At 52.5% G+C, this 24,863-nt stretch carries 25 protein-coding genes; 15 read left to right on the top strand and 10 right to left on the bottom strand.

The window, feature by feature from the left end:
- Positions 1–12 precede the first annotated feature (12 nt).
- A complete protein-coding gene (locus tag CMR03_RS12165) occupies positions 13–669 on the bottom strand; it encodes an SDR family oxidoreductase (protein ID WP_096011709.1) in 657 nt (218 codons plus the stop codon).
- A 91-nt stretch (positions 670–760) separates the two neighbouring features.
- The gene (locus CMR03_RS12160; RefSeq protein ID WP_096011708.1) at positions 761–1,828 is read right to left on the bottom strand and encodes an SDR family oxidoreductase; all 1,068 of its coding nucleotides are present in this window, start codon (positions 1,826–1,828) and stop codon (positions 761–763) included.
- A gap of 99 nt (positions 1,829–1,927) precedes the next feature.
- Here CMR03_RS12160 and CMR03_RS12155 point away from each other — a divergent pair, with 99 nt between their 5' ends.
- The 4 genes from CMR03_RS12155 to proP all read left to right on the top strand — a co-directional run bounded on the left by CMR03_RS12155 (position 1,928) and on the right by proP (position 7,210).
- Positions 1,928–2,830, top strand: a complete 903-nt coding sequence (locus CMR03_RS12155) for a LysR family transcriptional regulator (RefSeq protein WP_063877040.1) — start codon at positions 1,928–1,930, stop codon at positions 2,828–2,830.
- 280 nt (positions 2,831–3,110) lie between these two features.
- Positions 3,111–3,935, top strand: coding sequence for a CDP-diacylglycerol diphosphatase (locus CMR03_RS12150; protein WP_096011707.1), 825 nt, complete (start codon positions 3,111–3,113; stop codon positions 3,933–3,935).
- Positions 3,936–4,163: 228 nt separating this feature from the next.
- Positions 4,164–5,366 carry an MFS transporter gene (locus tag CMR03_RS12145; RefSeq protein WP_096011706.1) on the top strand — a complete coding sequence of 401 codons (1,203 nt, stop codon included), beginning with the start codon at positions 4,164–4,166 and terminating at the stop codon, positions 5,364–5,366.
- A gap of 368 nt (positions 5,367–5,734) precedes the next feature.
- On the top strand, positions 5,735–7,210 hold the full coding sequence (gene proP, locus CMR03_RS12140) for a glycine betaine/L-proline transporter ProP (protein WP_096011705.1): 1,476 nt from the start codon (positions 5,735–5,737) through the stop codon (positions 7,208–7,210).
- A 62-nt stretch (positions 7,211–7,272) separates the two neighbouring features.
- Here the strand turns inward: proP and CMR03_RS12135 are convergent, their stop codons facing one another.
- A complete protein-coding gene (locus CMR03_RS12135; protein ID WP_096011704.1) occupies positions 7,273–7,809 on the bottom strand; it encodes a YbhB/YbcL family Raf kinase inhibitor-like protein in 537 nt (178 codons plus the stop codon).
- A 363-nt stretch (positions 7,810–8,172) separates the two neighbouring features.
- On the opposite strand from CMR03_RS12135, the gene CMR03_RS12130 reads away from it, so the two are divergent.
- Complete coding sequence (locus CMR03_RS12130; protein ID WP_074180956.1) at positions 8,173–8,346, top strand: GhoT/OrtT family toxin; 174 nt, start codon at positions 8,173–8,175, stop codon at positions 8,344–8,346.
- A 304-nt stretch (positions 8,347–8,650) separates the two neighbouring features.
- A complete protein-coding gene (locus CMR03_RS12125; protein WP_162287596.1) occupies positions 8,651–9,592 on the top strand; it encodes an Rpn family recombination-promoting nuclease/putative transposase in 942 nt (313 codons plus the stop codon).
- Between the two features lie 101 nt (positions 9,593–9,693).
- Here the strand turns inward: CMR03_RS12125 and clcA are convergent, their stop codons facing one another.
- Both clcA and CMR03_RS25235 read right to left on the bottom strand, forming a co-directional pair.
- Positions 9,694–11,112 carry a H(+)/Cl(-) exchange transporter ClcA gene (clcA, locus tag CMR03_RS12120; protein WP_371873643.1) on the bottom strand — a complete coding sequence of 473 codons (1,419 nt, stop codon included), beginning with the start codon at positions 11,110–11,112 and terminating at the stop codon, positions 9,694–9,696.
- 93 nt (positions 11,113–11,205) lie between these two features.
- Positions 11,206–11,349, bottom strand: coding sequence for a hypothetical protein (locus tag CMR03_RS25235; protein WP_156506613.1), 144 nt, complete (start codon positions 11,347–11,349; stop codon positions 11,206–11,208).
- A 22-nt stretch (positions 11,350–11,371) separates the two neighbouring features.
- Here CMR03_RS25235 and glsB point away from each other — a divergent pair, with 22 nt between their 5' ends.
- Complete coding sequence (gene glsB / locus CMR03_RS12115; RefSeq protein WP_063877034.1) at positions 11,372–12,292, top strand: glutaminase B; 921 nt, start codon at positions 11,372–11,374, stop codon at positions 12,290–12,292.
- Position 12,293: 1 nt separating this feature from the next.
- Here the strand turns inward: glsB and CMR03_RS12110 are convergent, their stop codons facing one another.
- A complete protein-coding gene (locus CMR03_RS12110; RefSeq protein ID WP_096011701.1) occupies positions 12,294–13,235 on the bottom strand; it encodes a D-2-hydroxyacid dehydrogenase in 942 nt (313 codons plus the stop codon).
- A gap of 208 nt (positions 13,236–13,443) precedes the next feature.
- Between CMR03_RS12110 and CMR03_RS12105 the strand changes: the two genes are divergently transcribed.
- Both CMR03_RS12105 and CMR03_RS12100 read left to right on the top strand, forming a co-directional pair.
- A complete protein-coding gene (locus tag CMR03_RS12105) occupies positions 13,444–13,854 on the top strand; it encodes a DUF2946 domain-containing protein (protein ID WP_063877032.1) in 411 nt (136 codons plus the stop codon).
- Between the two features lie 61 nt (positions 13,855–13,915).
- Entirely contained in the window at positions 13,916–15,658 is a 1,743-nt protein-coding gene (locus tag CMR03_RS12100; RefSeq protein WP_096011700.1) for a DUF2534 family protein, read from the top strand.
- Between the two features lie 70 nt (positions 15,659–15,728).
- On the opposite strand, the gene CMR03_RS12095 is transcribed toward CMR03_RS12100, so the two are convergent.
- A complete protein-coding gene (locus tag CMR03_RS12095; protein WP_096011699.1) occupies positions 15,729–15,947 on the bottom strand; it encodes a MerR family transcriptional regulator in 219 nt (72 codons plus the stop codon).
- 168 nt (positions 15,948–16,115) lie between these two features.
- Between CMR03_RS12095 and CMR03_RS12090 the strand changes: the two genes are divergently transcribed.
- From CMR03_RS12090 to crtB, 6 genes are all read left to right on the top strand, one after another.
- Positions 16,116–16,646, top strand: coding sequence for a YtfJ family protein (locus CMR03_RS12090; protein WP_181377149.1), 531 nt, complete (start codon positions 16,116–16,118; stop codon positions 16,644–16,646).
- Positions 16,647–16,892: 246 nt separating this feature from the next.
- Positions 16,893–17,801: a polyprenyl synthetase family protein gene (locus tag CMR03_RS12085; RefSeq protein ID WP_096011697.1), complete on the top strand. Its 909-nt coding sequence runs from the start codon at positions 16,893–16,895 to the stop codon at positions 17,799–17,801.
- Positions 17,802–17,810: 9 nt separating this feature from the next.
- On the top strand, positions 17,811–19,106 hold the full coding sequence (locus tag CMR03_RS12080) for a glycosyltransferase (RefSeq protein WP_096011696.1): 1,296 nt from the start codon (positions 17,811–17,813) through the stop codon (positions 19,104–19,106).
- Positions 19,090–20,238: a lycopene beta-cyclase CrtY gene (crtY, locus tag CMR03_RS12075; protein WP_096011695.1), complete on the top strand. Its 1,149-nt coding sequence runs from the start codon at positions 19,090–19,092 to the stop codon at positions 20,236–20,238. Before CMR03_RS12080 ends, crtY begins: the two co-directional genes overlap by 17 nt.
- An 11-nt stretch (positions 20,239–20,249) precedes the next feature.
- Entirely contained in the window at positions 20,250–21,728 is a 1,479-nt protein-coding gene (locus CMR03_RS12070) for a phytoene desaturase (RefSeq protein WP_096011694.1), read from the top strand.
- Complete coding sequence (gene crtB, locus CMR03_RS12065; RefSeq protein ID WP_063877024.1) at positions 21,725–22,654, top strand: 15-cis-phytoene synthase CrtB; 930 nt, start codon at positions 21,725–21,727, stop codon at positions 22,652–22,654. Before CMR03_RS12070 ends, crtB begins: the two co-directional genes overlap by 4 nt.
- Here crtB and CMR03_RS12060 read toward each other — a convergent pair.
- The 3 genes from CMR03_RS12060 to CMR03_RS12050 all read right to left on the bottom strand — a co-directional run bounded on the left by CMR03_RS12060 (position 22,593) and on the right by CMR03_RS12050 (position 24,846).
- Positions 22,593–23,120, bottom strand: coding sequence for a sterol desaturase family protein (locus tag CMR03_RS12060; RefSeq protein WP_063877023.1), 528 nt, complete (start codon positions 23,118–23,120; stop codon positions 22,593–22,595). The genes crtB and CMR03_RS12060 overlap by 62 nt on opposite strands.
- Before the next feature lie 112 nt (positions 23,121–23,232).
- Complete coding sequence (ahr, locus tag CMR03_RS12055) at positions 23,233–24,249, bottom strand: NADPH-dependent aldehyde reductase Ahr (RefSeq protein WP_063877022.1); 1,017 nt, start codon at positions 24,247–24,249, stop codon at positions 23,233–23,235.
- A 12-nt stretch (positions 24,250–24,261) separates the two neighbouring features.
- Positions 24,262–24,846 (bottom strand): flavin reductase family protein, encoded by a 585-nt coding sequence (locus CMR03_RS12050; protein WP_063877021.1) that lies wholly within the window; start codon positions 24,844–24,846, stop codon positions 24,262–24,264.
- Positions 24,847–24,863: the final 17 nt, after the last annotated feature.

Below are 24,863 nucleotides of genomic sequence, written 5' to 3'. Positions count from 1 at the left end.
GGGGCCGTTTTTTTAATCGCGCTGCAGGCGATGCATTGCGTCGCTTATCCTTTCATCACCTTCGGTCAGCTCGATAATTTTGTGTGAAATTTGCGGTGTTTCGACCAGCGCCACCAGCGTGGCGGCTACGTCCTCGCGCGGGACCGACCCGTAAGGGATAGCTAAATCTGCACGTACCCTGCCCGTGCCCGCAACATCGGTTAACGTACCGGGCCGAAGAATAACCCAGTCAAGCGCGCTTTCAACTAAACGCACATCGGCGAGTCGCTTCACGCGCATATAGTTCTCGAATCCCTCGGAGGTTTTTTCACCACGACCGGCATCCGGGAAGGCCGAAACCAGCATAAAGCGCTTCACATGGGCTTTTTCTGCTGCGTCGACGGCGAGAGCCAGACCCTCACCATCAATGGCATTAGTCAGTTCAACGCCCGCGCCACCCGCGCCCGCGCTAAAAATCACCACTTCATGATGTGCCATTTTTTGCGCCAGTTGGTCCACAGTCAGTTGCTGAATGTCGCCAGCCACAGGAACAGCACCCGCTAACTTAAGTGCTTCGGCCTGCTCGGGTTTGCGATGCAGTGCAGAAACCGCATGTTGCTTAGCACTGAGCTGCTTCGTCAGATGAGAGCCGACTTTGCCAGCTGCGCCAATAATAAAACATGTCGTCATCATTCTGCTCCTTATCTCACATCAGTCAGACAATCAGTATAGACATAAGCACAACGATAAATGAGCGCCGGATAAGGCGCTCTGTAAGGCGTTATGACGGAATGATTTTCTCTTGCTTCAGCTTATCGAAAAGCTGAATAAACGCGTCCAGAGTGCTCCGGTAGCCGGTGAAGCCCGCTTTGCGACTTTTGCTCATGTCAGTAAAGGCTTCCATTGGGCGGCCCAGATCGGCATCGGTGTGCCACCAGGAAGCCAGTCGGGTAATATCTTTCTCACGCAGGTTCTCGCGCTGGGCAAGTTCCTGCCATACACTGGCGGCCTCCTGCATGCGCCCGTCAAGCGGCATCATCTTCGCCGGATAATCTGCGGCCTCTACACCAAAATACTCAGCCAGTTTTGGCCACATCCAGTTCCAGCGGAAAACGTCACCATTCACCGCATTAAAATCCTGGTTAGCGGCAGCGGGGCTGGTCGCGGCCCACGCGAGTTGCTCCGCCAGAAGGCCAGCGTCGGTCATGTCAACCACGCCATTCCACTGCTCAGGCGAGCCAGGGAAGATAAACGGCCAGCCTTTCTCTTTACACAACGTCGCATAGACGGCGAGGGTTTGCCCCATGTTCATGGCATTCCCCAGCGCATAACCAATGATGGTGTGTGGACGATGTACGCTCCAGCGATAGCCATACTTGTCTGCGCCAGCAAAGACTTCGTCTTCTTGCGCATAATAGAAATTGTCTACCGGCTGACGGCCTTGTTCTTCACGGAAAGGTGTTACCGGAACGGCACCTTTTCCGTAAGCTTCAAATGGCCCCAGATAGTGCTTAAGGCCCGTCACCAGAGCCACATGGGCACCCTGCAGACGTTCGCCGAGTGCTTCGATAACGTTGCGAATCATGCCGCCATTAACACGAATATTCTCTTTTTCCGTATCCTGTCGTGCCCAAACGCTGAAGAAAACCGCATCGGGTTTGATCGCTTTTAGTGCCGCCCGTACGGCTTCAGGATCGGTGAGATCGGCCGTTAAGCTGCTGCAGCCTTCGGGCACTGCGCCGCGGCCGCGCGACAGTCCGCTGACCTGCCAGCCCTCATTGTGTAGTCTTTCAGCTAACGCCCGACCGATCACGCCACTAATGCCGACAATCAAAGCCTGTTTTTGCATGTTAATTCTCCTCGTTTTACGTAATGCTAAGGGTAATAGAGAATTTCATTCCCATTTCGGGTAATAATTCACACCATTATCAACCTGAGTTCATCAATCATGCACGATCAACGTTTGAAGGACATTGTCCCTTTTGTGGCCAGCGTAGAAAGCGGAAGTTTTACCGCTGCCGCTGCGCGTTTACATGTTACCGGCTCAGCCGTAAGCAAAAGCGTCAGCCGGCTGGAGACGCGTCTGGGATCGCGCCTGCTTGAACGCACAACCCGTAAACTGCAACTGACCGATGCGGGCAGCGCCTATTACCAGACCTGCTTACGTATTATGGAAGAGCTGGCTGAAGCGGAAGCCGTACTGGCAGCGCAACGTATTATTCCTTCTGGACGTCTGCGGCTTGCGGTACCTCATACTTATGGTCGACTGAATGTGATGCCGTTGCTGATTCCGTTTTGTCAGCAACATCCTGAACTTGAGTTGAGAATGCGTTTTTCGGATCGCTTCACCGATCTGTTTGATGAAGGGATTGATGTTGCGGTCAGAATTGGGGGATCAGACGATTTGCCTGCCTCAATGGGTTGTCGTCACATAGGACGTGAACGAATGGTGTTTTGTGCTTCGCCTGACTGGCTGGCGCGCGAAGGGCGGCCGCAAAGCGAACAGGCGCTGATGCAGCATCGGGCGATTCTGTATGAACGTGCCGATAATACGCCAAAGCCGTGGTTGTTTACCGGCAAAGACGGACATACCTACTGGCGCGACGTGCCTTTTCGCATGGCGCTGGCTGATGTGGATGCACAACTTCAGGCAGTCATTGCCGGGTTGGGCGTCGCGCAAATGCCATCGTGGCTGGTGGAGAGCGCCGTCGCCCGCGGTGAACTGGAAATCGTATTACCGCAACTGCAACCTGATGGTCTGCCGCTGAGTGTCATTTGGCCACGACGTAAACAGCTCCTGCCCAAAGTGGATGTGTTATTAACGGCATTAACCCAGTTGACCATTCGTTGATCCTGTCAGGACACGATGTCTCCGTTGCCACATTGCCAGGCGGGTTTATGCCGGCCCTTTCAGAAATGGACAAAACACGTTATCTCATCATTTTTCAGTCTTTTCTGGCGTTTCCAGTGGTGTTCATTACCGAGTGGCGCTAACTTACGGGATAGCAGACCGCTCAGACGAAAGGACAAACGCGATATGGCATGGGAAGGATTGAGCGGTACAGGTAGCAGAGGCAGTGAACGCTTTTCCGATCCCCACAGGTTATTCCTGGCTGTGAACGGTTGAGTTTATGCTGACGCTGCTCTGTCGCCTGATGATACTGGCTGGAATGGCGCTCACGCTGGCGGGATGCGCTCGCTCAGATGCGTTGTGGGCGGTGACGGACAACCTTTGCATGGTGAACTATCAGTACACCGGCCATCCCTCCCCTTGCCAGCAAGTTTATATTCCAAAAGGAAAACAGCAGGGTTTCACCCTGATTCAAAACCCACGCTATCCCTATCATTTCATTCTGGTTCCCACGATTCCGATGTCCGGTATTGAAAGCCCGTTGCTGTCGGTGCGTAACCGACCAGACTATTTTGGCTACGCCTGGCTGATGCGTTATCAGTTAACGTCGGTTTACGGCAGGCCGGTGCCCGAAGACAGGCTCGGGATGGCGATCAATTCAGCCTGGGGCCGCAGCCAGAATCAATTGCACATTCATCTTACCTGCCTGCGAGAAGATGTTTACAGGCAGTTGAAGGCCGAGCGTCCCTATATTCAGGATGCGTGGCATCCCCTGCCCGATAAGCTGCTTACTCATACCTACTACGCCCGTCGTGTGCTGCAACCCACAGCCATGGGCATTTACCCCATTGCCTCTGTTGCCAGCCACTTTCGCCTGTCGCCTCCTATGCTGGCGGAATATGGTATCGCCTTGGTGCCAACGACCTTCTGGGGTGAAAAAGGCTTTATCCTGCTGGCAACCCGCCGCGGCTGGGATAAGGGCAACAGAGCATCGGTTGAGTCTTTGCTGGACAAGGAATGCCGTATTCTGCGCGGTCTTGTTTTGCCGCCCGCGGTCAGCGTCAGTCCATCATCGGGTCGCACTGACGATTTCCCCACACCTTAAGCGGGTTTTCATCTTAACGACGTTGTAAATCCTCAAGAGGCACAATCCTGCCGCAGGCGCTCAGCATTTATCCTGGAAGTCGTTAGATCAAATTGCATAAAAAGTGAATTTTTTCATTTTGTAACTTTAACGTTATGTTACTTCGTATTTTTGCTGCCATGATTCACCAGGTTACTTATTGAAATGTGTTGGTCACTCAACCCTTACTATTGCTACAGGGAAAATCACATGTCACAACGGTCACTTCAGGCACTGTGTCTGATGAGTTTTTTTCTGGCCGACGTCAGAGACGGTCTGGGGCCCTTTTTAGGCATTTTTTTGACAGAGCGCCACTGGAGCCCGGATGAAATAGGCCTGGTGATGACGTCGGGCGGCATCGCCGGCCTTCTGTCAACCTTACCCGCTGGCGTGGTGGCGGATGCGACGCGGTATAAACGACTTGTCATACTGGTCGGATGCATCGTGATTACCGTTGCCACTTTATTGCTCTGGTACAGCGATCAGTCCTGGACAGCGATCATTTCACAAATCGTTGCAGGTATTGCTGCCGCCTTTATTGGCCCAACCGTAGCAGGGATAACGCTGGGTTTGACCGGAAAAAAGGGATTTAACCACCAGATGGGCCGCAATGAGGCCTACAACCATGCAGGAAACACGCTGGCGGCTGTCCTGGCAGGATTTGCAGCCTGGAAATGGGGGCTGGGGGCGGTATTTATTTTAATGATGATCATGGCCGTCTTTGCAGCTATCGCGACGATGGCGATCAGGGGGCAGGATATCAATCATGAGGTGGCGCGTGGATTAGAAGATAATCAGTCGCACAAGCCTAGTCTGAGCCTGTGGATACTGGCACGTAAACCGGCACTGTTGATTACCGGCCTGACTTTACTGCTGTTTCATCTGGCCAACGCCGCCCTGCTGCCCATGCTGAGTATGCGCGTTGCCTCCTCTACCGGACCACATGCGGTTGACCCCGGCTTATATGCTGCGGCGACCGTGGTGATTTCCCAACTGGTCATGATCCCGGTAGCGATTTATGTCTCACGACGCGTAGATAAAATTGGCTATCGCCATTTAATTATGACCGCCCTGTTAATGATGCCGCTTCGTGCGCTTATTGCGGCAGAATTTCCGGAAACGTTATTTGTGATCCCCGTGCAAATCCTCGATGGTATCGCGGCCGGCATCCTCGGCGTTGCCGTCCCGGGTTATATTGTGTCGCTGCTGCGTGGAAGCGGGCACGTTAACGCCGGTCAGAGCGTGGTGATGCTGATGCAAGGCGTTGGCGCATCAATGAGCCCGGCGATGACCGGACTGATCGTGGCGCGCTATTCCTACAGCATTGCCTTTAGCGCATTAGGTTGCATCGCCCTGGTGGCGTTACTGCTGTGGTGGAGCAGCGGACGAACACCGGCTGCAGAACCGGCGTAAATCAAATCGATCTGCCAGCACCTTTGCTGGCAGATCGATGAACCCCTACCCAGGACGTTATCCGCTACTCAACGTGCTTCTGCGACAGCATTGATGTGCATAAAAAGGCATTTACACCGCCCAAAACATATCAATATGTAAACAAAAGTAAAAGATAATGTATGGCTATCTCTTTTATACAACAGTCTTTTTTGCTGATTACTTGCAAAAAATTACATTCATGTACTATGTTTTCTCGCTGCGGTTAAGAACGCTCTATCATTAATGTAACTGGCCTCTTATAGCTTTCACTTCCTTTTTTTCCGTTAACCTCGCTCACTGGCTGCGAAAGCTATAGGTCGTCTTCATTTAAGTAGTATGAGGAAAATATGGATACTAATCGTTCATCGTCACCCAGGCCTAAAAAACATTTCTGGAATAAAAAACCAAAAAAGCTCACGTTCGATGACATCACCGTTATCGATAACGGAATGTTGAAACGTGCTGTCGGTGCAGCCGCATTAGGCAATGCCATGGAGTGGTTTGACTTCGGTGTTTACAGCTATCTGGCTGTCATCATCGGCAAAGTTTTCTTCCCCGATGCCAATACGGCCATCCAGTTAATCGCTACGTTTGGTACTTTTGCCGCAGCCTTTTTGGTGCGCCCGCTGGGCGGTATGGTATTCGGTCCACTGGGCGACCGCATCGGGCGCCAGAAAGTGCTGGCGATAACCATGATAATGATGTCGATAGGCACGTTCTGCATCGGCATCATCCCGTCCTATGCCTCAATCGGTATCATGGCGCCAATCCTTCTGCTGGTTGCAAGACTTGTTCAGGGATTTTCTACAGGAGGAGAATATGGCGGTGCAGCAACCTTTATCGCTGAATATTCAACTGATAAACGCCGCGGTTTCATGGGCAGCTTCCTGGAGTTCGGGACCTTAGGCGGTTATCTGCTGGGTGCCTGCCTGGTGACGGTTATGACGACCGTTATCTCGCCTGAAGCCATGATGTCATGGGGCTGGCGCGTGCCCTTCTTTATCGCCGCACCACTGGGTTTGTTCGGCCTGTATGTCCGTCTGAAGCTCGAAGAAACACCGGCCTTCAAGCAACACATGCAAAAACAGGAGGAGCTGGAGCAAAGTAAACCCCGTCTGACGCTCCTCAAGATGTTAAGCAAGCACCGCGTGCCAATGATGAAGTGTATTGGGCTGGTCCTGTTGTTTAACGTTTCAAACTATATGCTGACCTCATACATGCCCAGCTACCTTACTGGTGTACTGGGTTTACCCGAACTCAGCGGACTGCTGCTGGTGATGGTGGTGATGTTTGTCATGATGCCGCTGACGCTCATGTGGGGCCGCTGGACCGATCGCATTGGTCGTCGTCCTGTGATTGGTTTTGGTGCGGTAGGACTGATCCTGCTCGCGATTCCTAGCTTTATGTTGATCGGTACACATAACATGTGGGCCGTTTTTGCCGGGCTGCTGATATTGGGCATATTACATACCTGCTTTAGTGGCACCATGCCTTCAACGCTCCCTGCGCTCTTTACCACTGATATTCGTTACAGTGCTCTGGCGATTGGCTTTAATCTTTCGGTCTCGCTGTTTGGTGGTACCACACCTTTACTGACCGCATGGCTGGTTGATACGACGCAGAACACCATGATGCCCGCCTATTACATGATGGTCGCCGGCGTTATTGGGTTGCTGACGATTCTGACGGTTCGGGAAACGGCCCGTAAACCACTAAGTGGCTCTTCTCCCGCCGTGGCAAGTGAAGCCGAAGCCCATAGCCTGATCAGTAAACTGGATAAAAAGCCTGATCCCAGTCAGCCAGCGTCAGCTGACGCGAAATAAGCTGTCGATCTCGATAAAAACACCCTGTCCGCAGGGTGTTTTTTTATGTGCTACTTACAGTCTCAGTCATTGCCAAAGCGGGCCACCGTGCTGGCCGCACCAAGAGAATGGCCTTTAAGTTTGTTCAGTAGCTGATCCTGTGTTAACCCGGCTTCAAGCACCGACGGCGCCAGATCGGTAGCGATAAGCACGAAATTATAATGGTGAATACCTGAGCCCACAGGTGGACAAGGTCCGTAATAATGCGCAGTGCCTGGTGAGTTTTTCCCTCCGGTGTACCCCTTTCCTTGCGTCAGTTCACCTTGGGCAAAAGCGGTACGATCGGCGGCAATGTTATAGGCCACCATATGGGTTACACCCAATCCTTTAGCGCCGACAGGATCGGTCATCACTAAAGCAAAGCTTTTGGTGCCTGCCGGTATTTCAGACCAGTTAAGTTCAGGCGATACGTTATCACCGGTACAGGCTGCGTTACTTTTATTGGCACCCGCAAACTTTTTGTCTAACAGACCATTATCACTGAAGTCTTTTGATTGCAGCGTCAAAGCAAAAGCCGAAGGACATAAAAGGATTAACAACAGATAGGAAAGTTTATTCACCTGATACTCCTGTGTTATCGAGACCTGAGGGGCGACGATAGGTTAGCCCCGCGTTGAAACAGTATATGTCTCAAAATCGGCCCCGTAATAGTAACAGGCACTCAGGGAACAGAGGGCTAGCGAACGTTAAAACCTGTCATTCGCCAGACAACCTCGGCACTGAGGATCGGCCTGCGAGCAGGGATAAAGCCGCGTTAAACGGCAACGTTTCAGGGTGAAATCGCCAGTGATGGCCAGCAGGCAGGCAACAACACCCCAGCTAAGCTGCCATTTTTTTATTTACACAAAAGGCCGGATACTTGATCTGAGTCACAAAATTCCGCATGATCTGTACCAGACAACGAAACAGACGGCGGGGCTAAAATGACACTTTATCAACATATGTTGGTCTTCTACGGCGTTGTTGCCTCGGTAGCGGCATTAATTACCTTCTTTATCGCCAAAGATAAACTCAGCATAAAATTACTGAGTGCTCTTTTGGTCGGCGCAACCTGGCCTATGAGCTTCCCCGTCGCGCTGATGTTTGCATTATTTTAGTCATCTTAATTTTTAAGCCTTTCCAGGGCCCATTCACCTCTTGCGCTTCGCCCTTATCACGCTGAGGTGCACTCCCCGACCCATTTTGCGTGAAGTTGCACAGCGCTAAATCTGCAGGCTTTACAGCCACACTAAATCGCCTTTTACTGACCTCCGGCGCCTCAACGCAACGACTCACAGGTTACAGCACTTGTGGACGGATCGTTGCCGCGCGTCATGCCTGATTATTTCGGGTTTTCAGACCACGCCAGGTTTGATGACGCGATGCCAAAGGGACATACCATAGGGTATCCGGTTAAGGACGATAAACCGTGAAAAAAAGCACAGTACACCGACGCCTCACGATGCCACCTTTCGCCAGTTTCTGACGCAGCCAGAGATTGCACGAGATTTTATCGAACTGCATCTTCCTGCGGGATTACGTGCGATTTGCGACCTCAGTTCATTAAAGCTTGAATCGGGATCGTTCATTGAAGACGACCTGCGTCAGTATTTCAGCGATGTGCTATATCGCATGAAAACAACGACCGGCGGAGAGGGTTATATCCATGTGCTCATTGAGCATCAGTCCACCCCGGACAAACATATGGCCTTCAGATTGTTACGCTATGCGGTGGCGGCAATGCAGCGCCATCTGGCCGCCGGGCATAAAAAACTGCCGCTGGTCATTCCGATACTTTTTTATGCAGGGAAGCGCAGCCCCTATCCCTATTCCACCCGATGGCTGGATGGATTTGAATATCCAGAGCTGGCGGGAAAATTCTACAGCAGGGAATTTCCATTAGTGGATGTCACGGTAATACCGGATGACGAGATTATGCACCATCGCAGCATGGCCGCACTCACGTTGCTACAGAAGCATATACACCGGCGTGATATCGCGGCACTGACCGATCGCCTGGTCACGCTCTTAATGGCGAATCATCTTTCTTCACCACAGGTAACCACACTGGTACACTATTTAGTTCAGGCAGGTGAGTCAGCGGACTCCGAAGCCTTTGTTCGCGAACTGGCACAACGCGTGCCGCAGCACGGAGATGCGCTAATGACCATTGCCCAACAGCTTGAGCAGAAAGGTATTGAGAAAGGCCTTGAGCAAGGCGTGCAGATTGGCAGGAACGAAGGCAAGCGTGAAGTCGCCCGTAGCCTGCTCAACATGGGCATGCCACATGACGCTATTAGGGAAGCAACGGGTCTGAGTGAAGACGCGCTGGCCCAGCTATGCCAGGGGTCAACAGGGCTGTAAGACGGTCTGTCAGTCAGGGCCGATTGTCTTAACCTGGGCAGCCAGGCTGTCACCTAAATACATCTTCCGTTTCGCTTTTAAATACTCCTTCGCTGCAACCCTCAGGCTCGCTCGCGCCTTGTATTATCCTCTGGATCGTTTTGTTGCTGCTTAGCCAGCGTCCGCGCAAGAAGGGTTGAATACAATGGCGTTCCTCCGAAGTATTGTGCGGACAAGGTAGCGCCAAGGCAGGTAATAATCATGGGCAGGATCAGTTGGTAATTATTGGTCATTTCCAGCACCAAAATAATGCCGGTCAGCGGAGCGCGTACCGAGGCCGCAAATAACGCCCCCATGCCCGCTACCGCAAAGGTTGCGGCTTCAAGGTGATATTCTGGGAACATCGCGACACAGAGTTGACCCACGCTGATGCCAAGTAACGTACCAAGCGTCAGCATGGGCGCAAAGATACCGCCGGGCGCTCCGGACGCAAAACACAATAAGGTGGTTAAGGCTCGCAATAAAAACAGGCAAAGTAATGCCGTTGATGTGTAATGACCCGCTGAAAAATCAGGGATAAGCGTAATACCGCCAGTGACGGCCTGAGGCAGAATTAACCCCAGCAAACCGCACAATCCCCCCAACACCGCGCCACCCAGCACCCAACGTGACGTCTGGCCCTTGTGTAGCTTTTGAAACAGATCCTGAAGCGTAAATATCAGGCGATTAAAGGCAACACCGCAGCCACCAAACAAAATCCCCAACAGTAAATATAACCAGAGGGTTTGTATCGGCGCATCTTTCAGCTGTCCGATATCAATAATGGGCTCGTTACCGTTCAGTGTGCGAAAAACGATACTTGATGTAATCACGCCAACAAACACGGCTTTGATGGATATCAGGCTAAAACGAAACTGCAGGCGCATTTCTTCGATGATGAACAGAATGCCAGCCAGTGGCGCATTGAAGGCGGCGGCCAGCCCAGAGGCGGCACCGGTCGCCAGAATAGTATGGCGCGATTCAGACGAGCGCATGCGAAAAATATCCAGACACATGCGGCCGATATTCCCACCGATCTGCACCGTCGGCCCTTCACGTCCCAGCACCATTCCCGACCCTAACGCGCCCAAACCACCCACAAATTTAACCGGTAGAACCCGCCACCAGCGTACCGGTCGCAGTTCTTCCAGCGCCCCTTCAATCTCGGGAATGCCTGAACCTCCCGCTTCAGGGGCAAAGCGTCTGACGAGGAAATATCCTATCGCCGCCAGGACGGCAGAGAAAATAAAGGCGTACAATCCCAGTAATATGCCCTGATTCTCGAATTGGCTAAGCCAGTTGAGGCGGGAATGAATGACCCAGCTCACCGCTTTATCAAATGCCACTGCCGTTAATCCCGTCAGTACCCCCACCAGCGCGGCCAGCAGCAGCAATGCGATCGGCGTTTTGTCACGCCGTATAAGATATTGCAACAACCGCAACCGACGGGGACGGAAGATTCCGGGTCGATTTGAAACAAAAGCGCGCATGCCTGACCTCAAAATTAGCGTGCTAAACAGCACCAACAATGCAAATTAAATCCAGAGGTTATCGCATCTCCGCCATAATTCCTCGCTTTTATTTATTTCCGAATTTTAGTAAATCAGCAAACCCACTACGGCAAAATGAATGATGAGCCGCAATGGCAACCTGTGCATAGATTTCAGATGTCGTCTGGCAATTTTACCGGCAACCCATTGATTTGCGCCTTCAGGACGCTCATCATCCTGCGCCATCATCCATTCTTCTGGAGAGACGTGTGTGACCACTCTTAGTAATACATTGCTGGAAGCCGTTCTTGATCAGGTTCGTCCATTGGTTCATCAAGGTAAGGTGGCCAACTATATTCCGGCACTGGCTGACGTCGCAGCGGATAACCTGGGTATAGCAGTGTGTTTGCGTGATGGCACTGTTTTTCAGGCAGGCGATGCTGAAACACGTTTTTCGATCCAGTCAATTTCCAAAGTGCTCTCTTTGAGCGTTGCTCTGACACGCTATGACGATGCCGAGATATGGCAACGTGTGGGTAAGGAACCGTCCGGCCAACCTTTTAATTCACTGGTTCAACTTGAGCTGGAGCAGGGAAAGCCGCGCAACCCCTTTATCAACGCTGGGGCACTGGTGATCTGCGATTTGCTGGAGACACGGCTGACTGCGCCTCGCCAGCGCATGCTTGAGATCATCCGTCAACTCAGTCAGCAACCCGATATTCAGTATGATCGCCATGTCGCCCGCTCAGAATATGAACACTCTGCCCGCAATGCGGCGATCGCCTGGCTGATGAAGTCGTTTGGGAATTTTAATAACGACGTCACCAGCGTGATGCAGACCTACTTCCACTATTGCTCGCTGTCTATGAACTGTATTGAACTGGCTCGCAGTTTTATTTATTTGGCTAACCAGGGAAAAACGCTGGAGGGTTCAGCCTTGATCACCTCCCGTCAGGCCCGACAAATCAATGCACTGATGATCACCAGTGGTATGTATGACGGAGCAGGCGAATTTGCCTGGCGGGTGGGAATGCCTGCTAAATCAGGCGTAGGAGGTGGCATCATTGCCGTGATCCCTGGTGAAATGAGCATCGCTGTCTGGTCACCGGGGTTAGACAATGCAGGTAATTCATTAGCCGGCACTGCCGCGCTGGAGTGCCTGACCGATAAACTGGGACGCTCGATTTTCTGACTTAGCTTACTACATTGACAGGACGGTTCTGTTCGAAGCCAGCCAGATTGACCATGATGCCCTGTAGCAGGTTATGCATACCGCTATGACTCGCCCAGGCAACATGCGGCGTCAGGATCAGATTCGGGATATCGGGCTGGAGTAAGGGATGATCCGCTGCAGGCGGTTCACTCGTGAGCACATCCAGTGCAGCACCGGCAAGCGTACCATTTCGTAGCGCCTCCGCCAGATGGGCTTCATGAATTAAACCGCCTCGCGCAGTATTGATCAGTAGCGCCTGGGGTTTCATTTTGCTCAGCGTATCACGATCGATCAGTTGCCGGGTTTGCTCACTCAAAGGGCAGTGCAACGAAATGATATCGCTGGAGGCCAGCATCTCATCAAAGCTTACATAGCCGTCGCGTACCTTGCTGCTGCCCTTGCGTTCAGCATAAAGAACTCGCATTCCCAGCGCCTGTGCCAGCCTGCCTACAGCGGTGCCAATATCGCCCTTACCCACGATACCCAACGTCGCGCCAGCGATATCTTGTATCGGCGTCTGGTGCAGGCAAAAATGAGAGGATTCAGGCCATAAATGACGCGTGCTGTTAGCGTATTCCACTATCTGGCGTCGCAGGGCAAAAATGAACGCGATCACGCCCTCGGAAACACTTTGCGTTGAATAGCCCGGAATGTTGCTGACCACAATACCGCGTTCTTTGCAGGCCGCGATATCAATACAGTCATAGCCGGTTGCCGTCACACAGATGTAGCGTAGCTCAGGCAGCGCTGCCAGCGTTGCTGCGCGCAAGGGTACCTTATTAGTAATGGCAATGGTCGCGCCCTTGAGCGCCATAACAATCTCGTCCTCTGCCGTGTCATGACGAAATTGCCAGTCACTACACCCGGTGGGTTGCGGTGGGGGTACGGGCAACGTGCCGCCATCCAGCGTTACAATTTTCATTAAGTCCCTCTCAAATAACAACAACACAGATTAATAATGTTATTTAAATGTACGACATGAGTAACAAGAAAGTTAAACTCAAAGCTAATTAAGGTGAAGGTGTTCAAAAGGTGCTAATTTTTTTGTCTTAAGTGCCATTTTTTTAACCCTTTTATCTACGCCGCGTTACACTGCCGCCCTTAAATTGTAAATAACTGTCCTCGTTTTGATGATGAAATCCACCCGCTATAAACGACAACGCCTGAGCGCCTGTATTGCGATACTGGCCGTACTGCTGTTGTTTATTGCACCGGTAGTATCTAAAAATCTTGTTGAACACCATGATGCCATGGTCATGTCGGGCATGAGTGCGGATATGCCGATGATGGATCATCACAGCGACAGGGCGATGGCCGATCACAGCATGATGATGGATGATGGCGTCGCCTGCGGTTATTGTGATCTGTTGGTGCATGTCCCGTTAATGTTGTGGGTGTTTATTCCCTTCATCTGGCTAATGTGCCTTATCAGCCGCGCCCCTCCGCCGCAACACATTGTACACCTTGCGTTGCCACGCCTGAAGGGGAGTTATCGGCCTCGCGCGCCCCCGTTGTCCCGATTGTTTATCTCCTTTATGTGATCTTTTTTTCACGCCAGCGTGCGGGAAGAAAACCCCGGTATTCTGAAAATAGGGAATAGCTATGACCTTTTCACGGGAAAACAATCCACCTCCTCGCGGGGCGGTACTGACTGTACTTCGTCGTCTACATTTTTATATTGGCCTGTTTATTGCGCCATTTATTTTTATTGCCGCATTAACCGGCACCTTGTATGTCATAACGCCGCAATTAGAGAACTTTATTTATAAAGACGCATTAACCACTGACGCGCAGGCGCAGGGCCATGCCAAACCCCTTTCTGCGCAAATTAATGCGGCACGACATTATGCGGGTAATTTACGGATCTATGCCGTTCGTCCTGCCCCTGGCGCACAGGATACAACACGTGTGCAATTCTCAGATCCGCAGTTAGGCCCTTCAGAATCGCGTTCGATTTTTATCGATCCTTATACGCTTGGTGTGAAAGGCGATATGACGGTTTATGGCACCAGCGGCGTGTTGCCACTGCGCATGTGGCTCGATCAGGTTCATCGCGGTTTGCTGCTGGGTGATATCGGCCGTAATTACAGTGAGCTGGCGGCGTCGTGGTTATGGGTAGCGGCATTGGGCGGCATCGTATTGTGGCTGGGCACACGTCCCCGTCGTAAGGTCAAAAAGACAGGGGCTGGTTTTGCTTTAACGCGTTCCTGGCACGTCACACTTGGCTTAGTGCTGTCGCTGGGTCTGGTGTTTTTCTCCGTAACGGGATTAACCTGGTCACAATGGGCTGGCAATAATATCGATAAAATGCGTAGCGACTTTGGCTGGTTGACGCCTCAGGTCAGAACCGCGTTAAACGGTGATGCGCCAGCGGTGCCTGCCGATCCTCACGCCGACCACCATGCCACGATGGACGGTATGACGATGAGCGGCGCTATGCCAGCCATGTCAGATCACCAGGCCCGCACTCCCGCCATCCTTAATCAGCCCGATGCTGACTGGGACAGGGTTGAGGCCGCCGCACGCAGCGCAGGCCTGGAGGCGGCAAAAATTGAATTACGTCAACCGAAAAGTGGGGGTCAGGCATGGACGGTGAGTGAGATTGACCGCCGCTGGCCGAGCCATGTCGATTCGGTTTCTGTTAATCCTGATAACTTTAGCATTGTCGACCACGTAGAGTTTGCCCATTTCCCTCTGGTCGCAAAACTGACGCGCTGGGGCGTGGATGCGCACATGGGCGTGCTGTTTGGGCTACCCAATCAACTCATCCTGGTGCTGTTTGGCGCGGGCTTGTGTGCGATGATCGTATTGGGCTATCGCATGTGGTGGATTCGCCGTCCGGCATTACCGCAGGTTAATCCCGTGCAAACCCTGCTGTCAGCATGGCTGGTCTTACCGCGCTATCTTCAGGGCGCAAGCCTGATGCTTGCCCTGGTATTAGGTTATGCGTTGCCGCTGATGGGATTGAGTTTACTGGCCTTCACCCTGCTCGACATCCAGCGCTGGCGAAAAGCGCATCGCGCCACACGTCAGGATACTGTCACACCGCTGGACAAACAGTCCCCGCTGGCGATTGTGCAATCCCGTTTTGCCGTTAAGCGTAAAGAGATGCGTTATTTTCTGCGCAGTGTCGTCATTCTGGCGATAATAGTGGGAACGGTCATGGCGCGAGCCATGGTGAGTGGCGTCATTGAACAATACAACATCCCTTTCAGCGACTGGACGCTAATGATGTATATCACTCAGGCCATGATGATTTTGCTTTATACCACGGTATTCACCGGCTTGATGTCTATTCCACTCTGGTATTTCTTCCTGGGTGAAAGCGACGAGCAGGGCAAATAAATACGACGCCCGCCTGGTGCGGGCGTTTTATTGATCATAACGATATACCGGGTAATTTCAGTCCACGTATTTAATCATGGTGGACAACATGGGCACGTTGCAGCGCATGTTTAAACTGACTGACATCCTCTCTCAACCAATGGCGTTGCGTCAGAGGCAGGTGCTCCAGCGCCTCGGGAAGAGGCACACCATTTAATTCGCCTTGATTGCAAAGCGCCCTGACCAGACTTGCCTGAGAAATGCCCAGGTAGACCGCCATTTCAGCTAATGTCATAAGATCTGAGTGCATGCTTACCTCCTGACCCTGGATTGTTGATGCATTTTTGTTCAATCCCATCCCACCGTTATTGATCTAAAACAGGAATGGGCATAAAACAGTCAAAGGGTTGATAAAATTGCTAAGCTGGTAAGATGGCTCCCAATAACCAGAGATAACACAGTGCAACATTATGGATTGATGGCGCTTTTGCTCGTTTCCTGTTGGGCAAACGCCCATAACATCGTTGTCGGGCAGCCTCTACCGTCGGTTTTTATTGCGGATAAAGGTGAGATGCGGCTCGATAGCGGAAAGATTGACTATCAAAAATGGAACAGTCTGACGCTGACGGGGAAAACACGTTTAATTATTCACGTTGCGGGTCGATTATCGGCAAAAGAACAGTCGGCAGCTCTCATTGACGCTCTTCAGCACGCCAACCTGCCTAAAAAACAATTCCAGACCACGACCATCGTCAATACTGATGATGCTTTACCTGGCAGCAGTCTGTTTGTGGTCAATAGTATCCGCGCCAGTAAAAAAGCATCGCCATGGGAACAGTTTATTATCGACAGTAGCGGTGTGGCACAGCACCGCTGGCAGCTTAAGCCCGAAGGTGCGGCAGTCATTGTGCTGGACCAGAAGGGACAGGTGAAATTTGCTAAAGACACGGCGCTCAGTGCTAATGACGTTTCTCAGGTAATTGCGACATTACGTGCACTGGCAGGCTGAACCCCGGGCGCTGAGGAAAACCTGTCACGCCACAGGCAAATACGACGGAGGTTTATGAATTCTCCACCTTTTCCACAGGCTCAACTAGTATTAATTATGTGGATTTAGCGAGAAAAAACCTGAAACCCTAAATGTAAAAATAACGGGTAAGCCTGCCAACCATGTTATGGCAGATTAAGTGTTTCTTTAAAGGGCAGCGCACTTTTAGCGTTGTCATAAATGTATCCGTTGATAAGGACAGCCCGAATGACGGTCTGCGCAAAAAAACACGTTCACCCCACTCGCAGTGCTGCTGAGCAATTACTGGCTGATATTGATCGGCGACTTGAGCAGTTATTGCCTGTCGAGGGAGAACGGGATTTTGTAGGTGCCGCGATGCGTGAGGGCGCGCTGGCACCGGGTAAACGTATTCGCCCGATGCTGTTGTTGCTCACAGCACGCGATCTGGGCTGCGCTGTCAGCCAAGAGGGATTGCTGGATCTCGCCTGCGCCGTGGAAATGGTGCACGCGGCATCGTTGATTCTTGATGATATGCCCTGTATGGATGATGCGCAGATGCGTCGGGGCCGCCCTACCGTTCACTGTCAGTACGGCGAGCATGTGGCAATACTGGCGGCGGTCGCCTTACTGAGCAAAGCCTTTGGGGTCATTGCCGATGCAGATGGCCTGACGCCGCTGGCAAAAAACCGCGCAGTGTCAGAATTATCAAACGCCATTGGTATGCAAGGTCTGGTACAGGGTCAGTTTAAGGATCTGTCAGAAGGCGATAAGCCGCGCAGCGCTGAAGCCATTTTGATGACGAACCACTTTAAAACCAGCACCCTGTTTTGCGCGTCTATGCAGATGGCCTCAATTGTGGCGAATGCCTCCAGCGAAGCACGCGATTACCTACACCGTTTTTCGCTTGATCTCGGTCAGGCGTTTCAGCTGCTGGACGATTTAACGGATGGCATGGCTGACACGGGTAAGGACATCAATCAGGATGAAGGCAAATCGACCCTGGTCAATTTATTAGGCTCCAGAGCAGTTGAAGAGCGTCTGCGGCAGCATCTGCATCTCGCCAGTGAGCACCTCTCAGCCGCGTGTCAGAACGGTCATTCTACTCAACAATTTATCCAGGCCTGGTTTGACAAAAAACTCGCTGCCGTCAGTTAAGGATGCTGCATGAGCCACTTCGCGGCGATCGCTCCGCCTTTTTACAGCCATGTCCGTGCACTGGAAAACCTCGCTCGGGAGTTAGTGGCTCGCGGTCATCGGGTGACCTTTATTCAGCAACAGGACATTAAACCACTCATTCAGCATCCCCACATCGGATTTCATGCTGTAGGAGAAGAAAGCCATCCGTCTGGCTCATTATCGCGCTTGCTGCACTTAGCGGCCCATCCTCTGGGGCCGTCAATGCTTCGGCTAATCAATGAAATGGCGCGCACCAGCGATATGCTGTGCCTGGCGCTCCCCAGAGCCTTTAACGATTTGGCGATAGATGGTGTCATCGTTGATCAGATGGAGCCAGCAGGCGCTCTGGTCGCTGAAGCGCTGGGGCTGCCGTTTGTCTCGGTTGCCTGTGCACTTCCGCTTAATCGCGAACCGGATTTGCCCCTGGCGGTGATGCCTTTTGACTATGGCACCAGCGATGCCGCACGTGAGCGCTATGCTGCCAGCGAAAAAATTTATGACTGGCTGATGCGTCGGCATGACCGCGTCATTGCCCATCACAGTCACAGGATGGGCTTAGCACCCCGGGATAAACTCCATCAGTGTTTTTCGCCATTGGCACAAATCAGTCAGCTTATTCCAGAACTGGATTTTCCCCGTAAAGCGCTACCGGCTTGTTTTCATGCTGTTGGCCCCCTGCGAGAAACGCAGACGACATCAACCTCTTCGCCGCTTTATTTTTCGCCGTCTGAAAAGCCCCGGATTTTCGCCTCGCTGGGCACGCTGCAGGGTCATCGCTACGGTCTGTTTAAAACCATTGTGAAAGCCTGTGAAGAGATTGATGGTCAGCTTCTGTTGGCGCACTGTGGCCGCCTGACTGCCTTTCAGGCCGAAGAGCTGGCGCGAAGCCGTCACACGCAGGTTGTGGATTTTGCCGATCAGTCGGCCGCGCTCTCGCAGGCGCAGCTTGCCATTACCCATGGCGGGATGAATACGGTGCTGGATGCCATTAATTATCGTACGCCCCTTTTAGCCCTTCCGTTGGCATTTGATCAGCCCGGCGTGGCCTCACGTATTGTTTATCATGGGATAGGAAAACGTGCGTCCCGTTTTACCACCAGCCATGCGCTGGCGCGTCAGATGCGTGCATTGCTGACCAACGTCGACTACCCGCAACGCATGACGAAAATCCAGACCGCCCTTCGTTTAGCCGGCGGCACAATGGCCGCTGCAGATATCGTTGAGCAGGCCATGCGCACCGGCCAGCCCGTTTTGAAGGGGAGCGGCTATGCGACCGCATTATGATCTGATTTTAGTGGGCGCCGGGCTGGCTAATGGCCTCATTGCCCTGCGCCTTCAGCAGCAGCAACCTGACATGCGTATTCTGCTTATCGAAGCGGCCCCCCAGGCGGGCGGTAATCATACCTGGTCCTTTCACGACGCTGATTTAACCGAGAGCCAACATCGCTGGATAGCACCGCTGGTGGTATATCACTGGCCCGACTATCAGGTCCGCTTTCCCACGCGACGTCGTAAGCTGAACAGCGGCTATTTTTCTGTGACTTCGCAGCGTTTTGCCGAGGTTTTACAACAGAAGTTTGGTCAGCATTTATGGATTAGCCGCGCGGTGGCAGAGGTTCACGCCGACGCTGTTCGACTGAATAATGGTCAGGTCATCAGCGCCAGCGCGGTGATTGATGGGCGAGGTTATACGCCAAATTCAGCGCTGAACGTGGGATTCCAGGCGTTTATCGGACAGGAATGGCGACTCAGTAAACCGCACGGTTTATCCTCACCCATTATTATGGATGCCACGGTCGATCAGCAAAATGGTTATCGCTTTGTTTACAGCCTGCCGCTATCTGCGACAGAACTGTTAATCGAAGATACCCACTATATCGATAACGCGACACTGGAACCTGAACGCGCGCGACACAATATTCGCGATTATGCTGCCCAGCAGAATTGGCAGCTTCAGACTCTGCTTCGTGAGGAACAGGGCGCATTGCCAATAACCTTAACGGGCGATAGCACCGCGTTTTGGCAGCAACAGCCTTTAGCCTGCAGTGGACTGCGTGCCGGACTGTTTCACCCCACAACCGGTTATTCACTCCCCCTTGCGGTTACGCTGGCCGATCGGCTGAGTGCGCTTGATGTCTTTACATCGTCCTCAATTCATCAGGCGATTACCCACTTTGCCCACGAGCGCTGGCAGCAGCAACGCTTTTTCCGCATGTTGAATCGCATGCTGTTTTTAGCCGGACCCGCCGATTCACGCTGGCGTGTTATGCAGCGCTTCTATGGTTTACCTGAAGATTTAATCTCCCGTTTTTATGCGGGCAAACTCACGCTGACCGATCGGCTACGTATTCTGAGCGGCAAGCCGCCTGTTCCGGTATTAGCGGCATTGCAGGCAATTATGACGACTCATCGTTAAAGAGCGACAACATGAAACCAACTACGGTAATTGGTGCAGGCTTTGGTGGCCTGGCATTAGCAATTCGTCTGCAGGCGGCGGGGATCCCTGTCTTACTGCTTGAGCAACGCGACAAACCCGGTGGCCGGGCTTATGTCTATGAAGATCAGGGGTTTACTTTTGATGCAGGGCCTACCGTTATTACCGATCCCAGCGCCATTGAAGAACTCTTTGCCCTGGCGGGAAAACAGTTAAAAGATTACGTTGAACTGCTGCCGGTTGCGCCGTTTTATCGCCTGTGTTGGGAGTCAGGAAAGGTTTTCAATTACGATAACGATCAGGCACAGCTTGAGGCGCAGATTCAGCAGTTTAATCCACGCGATGTTGAAGGCTATCGTCAGTTTCTGGACTATTCACGTGCGGTGTTTAAAGAAGGCTATCTGAAGCTTGGCACCGTGCCTTTCTTGTCGTTCAGGGATATGCTTCGCGCCGCGCCCCAACTGGCGAAACTGCAGGCATGGCGAAGTGTTTACAGTAAAGTTGCCAGCTACATCGAGGATGAACATCTTCGTCAGGCGTTTTCTTTTCACTCGCTGTTAGTGGGCGGCAATCCCTTCGCCACCTCATCCATTTATACGTTAATACATGCACTCGAACGCGAATGGGGCGTCTGGTTTCCACGCGGTGGCACTGGGGCATTAGTGAAAGGGATGATAAAGCTGTTTCAGGATCTGGGTGGCGAAGTGGTACTGAATGCGAAGGTCAGCCACATGGAAACCACGGGGGATACCATTGAAGCCGTGCATTTAGAGGACGGACGCAGATTCCCGACCCGGGCTGTCGCTTCCAATGCGGATGTGGTTCACACCTATCGCGACCTGTTAAGTCAGCATCCTGCCGCCGTGAAGCAGTCAAAAAAACTGCAAACTAAGCGCATGAGCAACTCATTGTTTGTTCTCTATTTTGGTCTGAATCACCATCACGATCAGCTTGCCCACCATACGGTTTGTTTCGGCCCTCGCTACCGTGAGCTGATTCATGAAATTTTCAATCATGACGGACTCGCAGACGATTTCTCACTTTACCTGCACGCACCTTGTGTCACGGATTCGTCACTGGCACCGGAAGGTTGCGGCAGTTACTATGTGTTAGCTCCCGTGCCACATTTAGGCACAGCGAACCTCGACTGGACGGTTGAAGGGCCGCGACTGCGCGATCGTATTTTTGAGTACCTTGAGCAACATTACATGCCTGGCTTGCGTAGCCAGTTGGTTACGCAGCGAATGTTTACGCCGTTCGATTTTCGCGACCAGCTCAATGCCTATCAAGGCTCAGCCTTTTCTGTTGAGCCCGTTCTCACACAGAGCGCCTGGTTCCGACCGCACAACCGCGATAAAACCATCAATAATCTTTACCTGGTAGGTGCAGGCACCCATCCCGGCGCGGGCATTCCCGGCGTGATCGGCTCGGCTAAGGCAACTGCAGGTTTAATGCTGGAGGACCTGATTTGAATAATCCGTCGTTACTCAATCATGCGGTCGAAACGATGGCTGTTGGCTCGAAAAGTTTTGCGACTGCCTCAAAGTTATTTGACGCAAAAACCCGGCGCAGCGTACTTATGCTCTACTCCTGGTGCCGCCATTGTGACGACGTGATTGACGATCAAACCCTGGGTTTTCAAACCGATCAGCCGTCATTGCAAACGCCTGAGCAACGCCTGATGCAGTTGGAGATGAAAACGCGCCAGGCCTATGCCGGATCGCAGATGCACGAACCGGCGTTTGCTGCGTTTCAGGAAGTGGCGATGGCCCACGATATTGCGCCCGCTTACGCGTTTGATCATCTGGAAGGCTTTGCCATGGATGTGCGTGAGGCGGAGTACATTCAGTTGGACGATACATTACGGTATTGCTATCACGTTGCAGGCGTGGTCGGCTTGATGATGGCGCAAATTATGGGCGTACGCGATAACGCCACACTGGATCGCGCCTGCGATCTTGGGCTGGCATTTCAGTTGACCAACATCGCCCGCGATATTGTGGAAGATGCGCATGTGGGTCGTTGTTATCTGCCGGCGAGTTGGCTGGAAAATGAAGGACTAAATAAAGAAAATTATGCGGCACCGGAAAACCGCCAGGCGCTGAGCCGCATCGCCCGACGTCTGGTGCAGGAAGCCGAACCTTACTATTTGTCCGCTACGGCGGGACTGGCCGGGCTGCCCTTGCGCTCAGCCTGGGCCATCGCCACAGCGAAGCAGGTTTATCGTAAAATTGGGGTGAAGGTTGAACAGGCAGGAACAGAAGCCTGGGACCATCGGCAGTCAACCACGACACCCGAAAAATTATCGCTTCTGTTGATGGCATCCGGTCAGGCCATTACTTCCCGGATGCGGCCTCATCCGCCTCGCCCTGCCCATCTCTGGCAGCGCCCGATTTAGCCGAATGTCGTTCTCTTAGCGTCGCCTGAAGTTTTGATAGCGGCGGAGCATAGAGAAAACCAAAAGAAACACAGCCTTCTTTGCCTCTTACGGCATGATGCATGCGGTGGGCCATATACAACCGCTTCAGGTAGCCTTTGCGCGGAATATACCGGAACGGCCAACGCTGATGCACCAGCCCGTCGTGAACCATGAAATAGAGCAATCCATAGGCCGTCATGCCCGCACCAATCCACTGAAGCGGCCACATTCCCGTACTGCCCAGATAAATAAGCAGGATCGATAATCCAGCAAACACAACGGCATAAAGATCGTTAACTTCAAACGCGCCTTTGCGTGGTTCATGATGGGAAAGATGCCATCCCCAACCCCAGCCATGCATGATGTATTTATGTGCCAGTGCAGCAACCACTTCCATGCCAATCACAGTAATCAACACGATCAGGGCATTCCAAATCCACAACATAATTTCTCCAGTAGAGACGTCCGGCATCAGGCGTGAGGATTTAATTTTAACAGAGATTAGCCGCGCTATTGGTGGGAATGAAAAAAGGCGCGCCAGAAAGGCGCGCCGGAGATTAGAAATCGGCTTTCAGAACCACACGGTAGTTGGCTTTACCTGCGCGAACATGTTCCAGTGCCTCGTTGATTTTGGACATGGGGAAATATTCCACCGTCGGCGCGATATCCGCGCGGCCAGCCAGTTTCAACAGAGAACGCAACTGAGCAGGTGAACCGGTTGAAGAACCGGTAACGGCACGGTCGCCTAAAATCAGGCTAAAGGCAGGCACATCAAACGGCTTCAATACTGCACCAACGGTATGGAACTTACCGCGTGGTGCCAGCGCCGCAAAGTAGGGTTGCCAGTCGAGATCAACCGCAACAGTGCTGATAATCAGGTCAAACTGACCCGCCAGCCCTTTTAACGCTTCTGGATCACGGCTGTTCACCACGTGGTCGGCGCCCATATCCAGAATGGCTTGCTTTTTATTGGCCGAGGAGCTGAACGCGGTAACTTCTGCGCCCATCGCATGCAGAATTTTGATGGCGATATGACCCAGACCACCAATACCGATCACGCCGACGCGGCTCATCGCGGTGATGTTATGCATCAGTAAAGGTTTAAATACGGTGATCCCACCGCACAGCAGCGGACCGGCCGTTGCCGCATCCAGCTTTTCAGGTAGTGGAATGACCCACTGCCAGTTAGCGCGCAGCTTATCAGCGAAACCGCCGTTGTTACCGATGGTCGTTGTGGTGCCATTGGCACAGTTAACATGATCGCCGCTGATGCACGGATCGCAATGCTGACAGCTTTTCGCTGTCCAGCCGATGCCCACGCGCTGTCCCAGCTTCAGGCCTTTACTTTTGGCACTGTCGCCAAGCGCAGCCACGCGCCCAATCACTTCGTGACCGGCAACCACGGGATAGGCTGAAATCCCCCATTCATTGTCGATCATCGACAGATCTGAATGGCATACACCGCAGTATTCAACTTCGACTTCGACATCTTCTGCGTCTAACGGGCCTGGATCATAGTCGTAACGCTCCAGTGCTTGTCCCGCCTGCATGGCTGCGTAACTCTTAATTGTCATTCTGTACCTCATTTAACGCGTTGATTTGGCAGTCAGCGTGTTCGCCACCGTCACGAACTGGCCACCGCCAAGGTGATGTAAAGTATGTAGGGCTGAGTTACTGTCATCAAAATGCCAGCGCCCATCGTAAAAGACCCGACTGTCAGCAGCAGCAGTGACCACTTCGCCAAACAAGGTGTCATATGCCTGCTGTGCTTCTGTTTCCGGCAGTAAACGGCATTCCATCCAGGCGACACAGCTCTCTTCCAACAGAGGCACACCGAAGTGCTGACTCTCACTGGCCTGAATGGAGAACGCCGCAAATTTGTCCTGGTCGCGTCCTGTCGTGCTGCCGACGGCATACGTGAGGTCGACAAAACTTGCGGCGGGCACACAAATACCAAATGCGCCGCTGGCTTCGATCAGCTCACGTGACCAGGTCGATTTATCCACAATGATGGCCACCCGCGGCGGCGAAAACTCTACCGGCACTGACCAGGCCGCAGCCATGATGTTGCGACGCTCAGACTGACTGTCCCGACTGGTAATTAATATCGTCGGCCCATGATTCAGCAGGCGGCTTGCATGTTCGAGCGCGACCGGACGAAAATGCGACATTCAATAATCCTTACGTC

Source organism: Pantoea allii, from assembly GCF_002307475.1.
Lineage (GTDB): Bacteria > Pseudomonadota > Gammaproteobacteria > Enterobacterales > Enterobacteriaceae > Pantoea > Pantoea allii.
Note: the sequence above shows the minus strand (reverse complement) of the source record. Positions and strands in the feature narration are given on the sequence as shown.

Bases quoted from the DNA above. Each gene is read 5' to 3' on its own strand.
- CMR03_RS12165 (WP_096011709.1), bottom strand. From the start codon at position 669: ATGACGACATGTTTTATTATTGGCGCAGCTGGCAAAGTCGGCTCTCAT.
- CMR03_RS12160 (WP_096011708.1), bottom strand. From the start codon at position 1,828: ATGCAAAAACAGGCTTTGATTGTCGGCATTAGTGGCGTGATCGGTCGG.
- CMR03_RS12155 (WP_063877040.1), top strand. From the start codon at position 1,928: ATGCACGATCAACGTTTGAAGGACATTGTCCCTTTTGTGGCCAGCGTA.
- CMR03_RS12150 (WP_096011707.1), top strand. From the start codon at position 3,111: ATGCTGACGCTGCTCTGTCGCCTGATGATACTGGCTGGAATGGCGCTC.
- CMR03_RS12145 (WP_096011706.1), top strand. From the start codon at position 4,164: ATGTCACAACGGTCACTTCAGGCACTGTGTCTGATGAGTTTTTTTCTG.
- proP (WP_096011705.1), top strand. From the start codon at position 5,735: ATGGATACTAATCGTTCATCGTCACCCAGGCCTAAAAAACATTTCTGG.
- CMR03_RS12130 (WP_074180956.1), top strand. From the start codon at position 8,173: ATGACACTTTATCAACATATGTTGGTCTTCTACGGCGTTGTTGCCTCG.
- CMR03_RS25235 (WP_156506613.1), bottom strand. From the start codon at position 11,349: ATGATGGCGCAGGATGATGAGCGTCCTGAAGGCGCAAATCAATGGGTT.
- CMR03_RS12110 (WP_096011701.1), bottom strand. From the start codon at position 13,235: ATGAAAATTGTAACGCTGGATGGCGGCACGTTGCCCGTACCCCCACCG.
- CMR03_RS12105 (WP_063877032.1), top strand. From the start codon at position 13,444: ATGATGAAATCCACCCGCTATAAACGACAACGCCTGAGCGCCTGTATT.
- CMR03_RS12100 (WP_096011700.1), top strand. From the start codon at position 13,916: ATGACCTTTTCACGGGAAAACAATCCACCTCCTCGCGGGGCGGTACTG.
- CMR03_RS12095 (WP_096011699.1), bottom strand. From the start codon at position 15,947: ATGCACTCAGATCTTATGACATTAGCTGAAATGGCGGTCTACCTGGGC.
- CMR03_RS12090 (WP_181377149.1), top strand. From the start codon at position 16,116: ATGGCGCTTTTGCTCGTTTCCTGTTGGGCAAACGCCCATAACATCGTT.
- CMR03_RS12085 (WP_096011697.1), top strand. From the start codon at position 16,893: ATGACGGTCTGCGCAAAAAAACACGTTCACCCCACTCGCAGTGCTGCT.
- CMR03_RS12080 (WP_096011696.1), top strand. From the start codon at position 17,811: ATGAGCCACTTCGCGGCGATCGCTCCGCCTTTTTACAGCCATGTCCGT.
- crtY (WP_096011695.1), top strand. From the start codon at position 19,090: ATGCGACCGCATTATGATCTGATTTTAGTGGGCGCCGGGCTGGCTAAT.
- CMR03_RS12070 (WP_096011694.1), top strand. From the start codon at position 20,250: ATGAAACCAACTACGGTAATTGGTGCAGGCTTTGGTGGCCTGGCATTA.
- CMR03_RS12060 (WP_063877023.1), bottom strand. From the start codon at position 23,120: ATGTTGTGGATTTGGAATGCCCTGATCGTGTTGATTACTGTGATTGGC.
- ahr (WP_063877022.1), bottom strand. From the start codon at position 24,249: ATGACAATTAAGAGTTACGCAGCCATGCAGGCGGGACAAGCACTGGAG.
- CMR03_RS12050 (WP_063877021.1), bottom strand. From the start codon at position 24,846: ATGTCGCATTTTCGTCCGGTCGCGCTCGAACATGCAAGCCGCCTGCTG.